Genomic DNA, 5046 nt, shown 5'->3' with positions numbered 1-5046 from the left:
GCCCGCTTTACCGCGACCACCGGCGTGAACCTGGGCTTTGACAACCCACTCGTTGCCGCCGATTTTGTCGCAAGCTTCTGCTGCTGCTTCCGGGGTGTCTACTGCGTAACCAGTGGAAACTGGCAGGCCGTATTCAGCGAACAGCTGCTTACCCTGATACTCGTGAAGATTCATGCTTTTTACCGTCTTCGTTAGGTACTGCGCATTCGGCGCTGCGCTCTTGATGAGTGCCGCGCCACCTGTGACTGCTGCTTGCGTAGCTGTGCTACGCAAGACTGCGTCCAGCGGACATTCCGCGGTGAGACTTGCTCGCAAGGCTCACGACGGGCCGTTACCGCCGTGGTTTCTTATTGTCTGTTAACGCTTCTTGCGGTTGGCAATGTGGATGGCGCCGCCATTCACAGCCAGAGCAGCTTCGTGCAAGGCTTCAGACAGGGTCGGATGGGAGAAAACCATCATGCCCAGGTCTTCAGCGCTGGTGCCGAATTCCATACCGATCGCGCCCTGCTGAACCAGTTCTGCAGCGCTCGGGCCAATGACGTGCACGCCCAATACGCGATCAGTCTTGGCATCGGCGATGACCTTGACGAAACCACCGGTATCGTTGGCGGCCATGGCACGGCCGGAAGCGGCGAACGGGAAGGTGCCAACGTTAACTTCAACGCCTTCAGCTTTCAATGCCTGCTCGGTTTTGCCAACCCACGCGATTTCCGGGTGAGTATAAATAACCGAAGGGATCAGGTCATAGTTCATCTGAGCCTTGTGACCCTTGATGCGCTCAACAACCATGATGCCCTCTTCCGAGGCTTTGTGAGCCAGCATCATGCCGCGAACCACGTCGCCGATGGCGAAAACGCCCGGTACGGTGGTAGCGCAGTGATCATCAACGTGCACGAAACCGCGCTCGTCCAGGGTCACGCCGCTGTCGGCAGCCAGCAGATCAGTGGTCACCGGACGGCGACCAACGGCTACGATCAGCTTGTCGAAAGTGATGGTCTGTTCGCCGTTGGCATCGGTGTAGTTCACAACGACTTCGTCGCCGTTCACTTTCGAACCGGTGACGCGAGCGCCCAGCTTGATGTCCAGACCCTGTTTGGTCAGGGTTTTCAGCGCTTCCTTGGATACAGCGGTGTCCGCTGCCATCAGGAAGGTGTCCAGGGCTTCCAGGACCGTCACTTCTGCACCCAGACGCGACCATACCGAACCCAGTTCCAGACCGATCACGCCAGCGCCGATCACGCCCAGACGCTTAGGCACGGATTGGAATTCCAGCGCGCCAGTCGAATCGACGATAACGTTCTGATCAACCGGAGCCGGTGGAATGTCGATCGGACGCGAACCTGGCGCCAGAATCACGTTTTCAGCTTCGATGACTTCAACCGAACCGTCCGGTTTGGTGACTTCGACTTTCTTGCCAGCCAGCAGCTTGCCGTGGCCCTGGATCGAAGTAACGCCGTTGGCCTTGAACAGAGTGGCAACGCCGCCGGTCAGGTTCTTGACGATGCCAGCCTTGCGGCCGACCATCGCAGCGACGTCCATTTTGACTTCGCCGGTCGAGATACCGTGAACGTTGAAGCTTTCTTTCGCTTCCTTGTATTTCCAGGAGCTGTCCAGCAGCGCCTTGGAAGGAATGCAGCCGACGTTCAGGCAGGTACCGCCCAAGGCTTGCTTGCCTTCGGCGTCGGTGTACTTCTCGATGCAGGCAGTGCTCAGACCCAGCTGTGCGGCCTTGATGGCAGCCACATAGCCACCAGGGCCAGCACCAATCACTACTACGTCAAATTTCTGCGACATTCAAAAAATCCTCTTTAGCGAAAAGCTTCAAGCCACAAGCTTCAAGCCAAGCCGCCCTTTCTTGCGGCTTGTTGCTCGAAGCTTGCAGCTGCTTCTATCAGATATCCAGCAACAGACGAGCCGGATCTTCCAGCAGGTTCTTGATGGTCACCAGGAAGGTCACAGCTTCTTTGCCATCGATCAGACGGTGATCGTAGGACAATGCCAGGTACATCATCGGACGGATAACGACCTGACCATTGATGGCCATAGGACGCTGGATGATGTTGTGCATGCCCAGAATAGCTGCCTGCGGCGGGTTGACGATCGGGGTCGACATCATCGAACCGAAGGTACCACCGTTGGTGATGGTGAAGGTACCACCGGTCATCTCGTCCATCGACAGTTTGCCGTCACGGGCCTTCTTGCCGAAAGTGGCGATGCCACCTTCGATTTCAGCCAGACTCATCAGCTCGGCGTTACGCAGGACTGGTACAACCAGGCCACGGTCGCTGGAAACGGCAACGCCGATGTCAGCGTAGCCGTGATAAACGATGTCGCCGCCGTCGATCGACGCGTTCACAGCCGGGAAGCGCTTCAGTGCTTCGGTGGCTGCCTTCACGAAGAAGGACATGAAGCCCAGGCGTACGCCGTTGTGGGACTTCTCGAACAGATCCTTGTACTTCGAACGCAGTGCCATGACTTCGGTCATGTCGACTTCGTTGAAAGTGGTCAGCATCGCCATGTTCGATTGTGCTTCAACCAGACGCTTGGCCACGGTGGCGCGAACGCGGGTCATCGGTACGCGCTTCTCGATGCGATCGCCAGCGGCGAACACAGGAGCGGCAGCCGAAGGTGCAGCAGCCTTGGCAGGCGCGGCAGCCGGAGCGGCTTTCTTGGCAGCAACGGCTGCAACCACGTCTTCCTTGGTCACGCGACCGCCCTTGCCGGTGCCGGCAACGGAAGCGATGTTGATGCCGTTTTCTTCAGCCAGCTTGCGAGCAGCCGGAGCAGCAACAGGATCGTCTTCGCCTTCGGCGGCAGCCGGTGCAGCGGCAGTAGTGGCCGGAGCAGCAGCGGCGGCTGGAGCAGCGGCAGCAGCGCCGCCCGCTTCGATCGAGCCCAGGACTTCGTCGGACAGAACGGTGTCGCCTTCGTTCTTGACGATTGCGCCCAGCACGCCGTCAGCAGTAGCCAGAACTTCCAGTACGACTTTGTCGGTTTCGATGTCGACGATCAGGTCGTCGCGCTTGACAGCGTCGCCCGGTTGTTTGTGCCAGGTGGCAACGGTGCCATCGGCAACCGATTCCGGGAAAGTGGGGGCTTTGATCTCGATAGCCATTATCTGTAGTTCCTTAAATTCGGTTTCAAGTGCGCGAAGGCGTTAAACGGTAAACGCGTCTTGCAGCAGTTTTTCCTGCTGCTCGGCGTGCATCGATGCGTAACCACAAGCAGGTGCAGCAGAGGCATCACGGCCCGCGTACTCGAGTACGAGAGATTTGTCGTGTTTGCCAACGATGCGGCGCATGTGGTGCTGACTGCAGTACCAGGCACCCTGGTTCATCGGCTCTTCCTGACACCAAACGATATGTTTGAGGTTGGTGTAGGGAGCCAGGACTTCAATCAAGTCGTCCTCAGGGAATGGGTACAGCTGCTCGATACGCACGACGGCGATATCGTCACGGCCTTCGGCACGGCGTTTTTCCAGCAGGTCGTAGTAGACCTTGCCGCTACACAGAACAACGCGCTCGACCTTTTGCGGGTCTTGAACATCGATTTCCGGGATAACGGTCTGGAACGAACCTTCGGCCAGATCTTCCAGCGTCGAGATGGCCAGCTTGTGGCGCAGCAGCGACTTCGGCGTCAGGACGACCAATGGTTTGCGCAGCGGGCGAATCACCTGACGACGCAGCAAGTGGTAGATCTGCGCCGGCGTGGTCGGTACGGCTACCTGAATGTTGTGCTCGGCGCACAGCTGCAGGTAACGCTCCAGACGTGCCGAGGAGTGCTCAGGACCCTGACCTTCGTAACCGTGCGGCAGCAGCATGGTCAGACCGCACAGACGGCCCCACTTGTGCTCGCCACTGGTGATGAACTGGTCGATAACCACTTGAGCACCGTTGGCGAAGTCGCCGAACTGGGCTTCCCAGATCACCAGCGCATCCGGCGTGGTGGTCGAGTAGCCGTATTCGAACGCCAAAACGGCCTCTTCCGACAGGAACGAGTCGTACAGGTCAAAGCGTGGCTGACCGTCGTACAGGTGCTGCAGCGGAACGTAAGTGCCAGCGTCTTTCTGGTTGTGCAGAACAGCATGACGGTGCGAGAACGTACCGCGGCCGATGTCCTGACCGGTCATACGAATCGGGTGACCTTCGAACGCCAGGGTCGCATACGCCATGGTTTCAGCGTAACCCCAGTTGATCGGCAGGCCGCCGGCTTGCATCTTCTGGCGGTCTTCGTAAATCTTCGCAACCTGGCGTTGAACCACGAAGCCATCCGGAATTTCCAGCAGCTTGGCGGACAGTTCCTGCAGGGTTTTCAGATCGAAACGGGTGTCGTGACGCGCAGTCCAGGCGTGGCCCAGATACGGACGCCAGTCCACGAACAGCTCTTTGTTCGGCTCTTTGACCAGCGACTTCACAACGTGCAGACCGTTGTCCAGCGCGTTGCGATATTCGTCGACTTTCGCCTGAACACGCTCTGCATCAAGAGTACCGTCCTGAGTCAGACGATCAGCGTACAGCTCACGGGTAGTGCGCTGTTTGGTGATCTGCTGATACATCAGAGGCTGGGTGCCGCTTGGCTCATCGGCCTCGTTGTGGCCGCGACGACGGTAGCAGACCAGATCGATCACCACGTCACGCTTGAACTGCATGCGGTAGTCGATGGCCATTTGGGTCACGAACAATACAGCTTCCGGATCATCACCATTCACATGGAGGATCGGCGCCTGGATCATCTTGGCAACGTCGGTAGCGTACTCGGTGGAACGCGAGTCCAGCGGGTTGCTGATGGTGAAACCCACCTGGTTGTTGATCACGATGTGAACAGTACCGCCGGTTTTGAAACCACGGGTCTGCGACATCTGGAAGGTTTCCATGACCACACCTTGACCTGCGAATGCAGCGTCACCGTGGATGGAGATCGGCAGAACCTTCTCACCGGTCGAATCGTTGCGACGATCCTGACGGGCACGAACCGAACCTTCCACCACCGGGGAAACGATTTCCAGGTGGGACGGGTTGAACGCCATGGCCAGGTGAACTTCACCGC

4 protein-coding genes are annotated in these 5046 nt (G+C 58.3%); all 4 read right to left on the bottom strand.

The genetic code is table 11. The features are described from left to right. Window positions 1-225: ATP-grasp domain-containing protein (locus ACIOU6_RS27400; protein WP_401139843.1), on the bottom strand; the 225-nt coding region annotated here is incomplete at its 3' end. Between the two features lie 132 nt (window positions 226-357). Beyond that, on the bottom strand, window positions 358-1794 hold the full coding sequence (lpdA, locus tag ACIOU6_RS27395; protein ID WP_221732173.1) for a dihydrolipoyl dehydrogenase: 1437 nt from the start codon (window positions 1792-1794) through the stop codon (window positions 358-360). A 97-nt stretch (window positions 1795-1891) separates the two neighbouring features. Further along, window positions 1892-3115: a 2-oxoglutarate dehydrogenase complex dihydrolipoyllysine-residue succinyltransferase gene (gene odhB / locus ACIOU6_RS27390; RefSeq protein WP_221732172.1), complete on the bottom strand. Its 1224-nt coding sequence runs from the start codon at window positions 3113-3115 to the stop codon at window positions 1892-1894. A gap of 42 nt (window positions 3116-3157) precedes the next feature. Then, on the bottom strand, window positions 3158-5046 hold a 1889-nt coding region (locus ACIOU6_RS27385; protein ID WP_401139840.1), incomplete at its 5' end, for a 2-oxoglutarate dehydrogenase E1 component.

Source organism: Pseudomonas sp. NPDC087615, from assembly GCF_044743445.1.
GTDB classification, from domain to species: domain Bacteria; phylum Pseudomonadota; class Gammaproteobacteria; order Pseudomonadales; family Pseudomonadaceae; genus Aquipseudomonas; species Aquipseudomonas baetica_A.
This window is presented reverse-complemented; position numbering and strand designations above follow the sequence as displayed.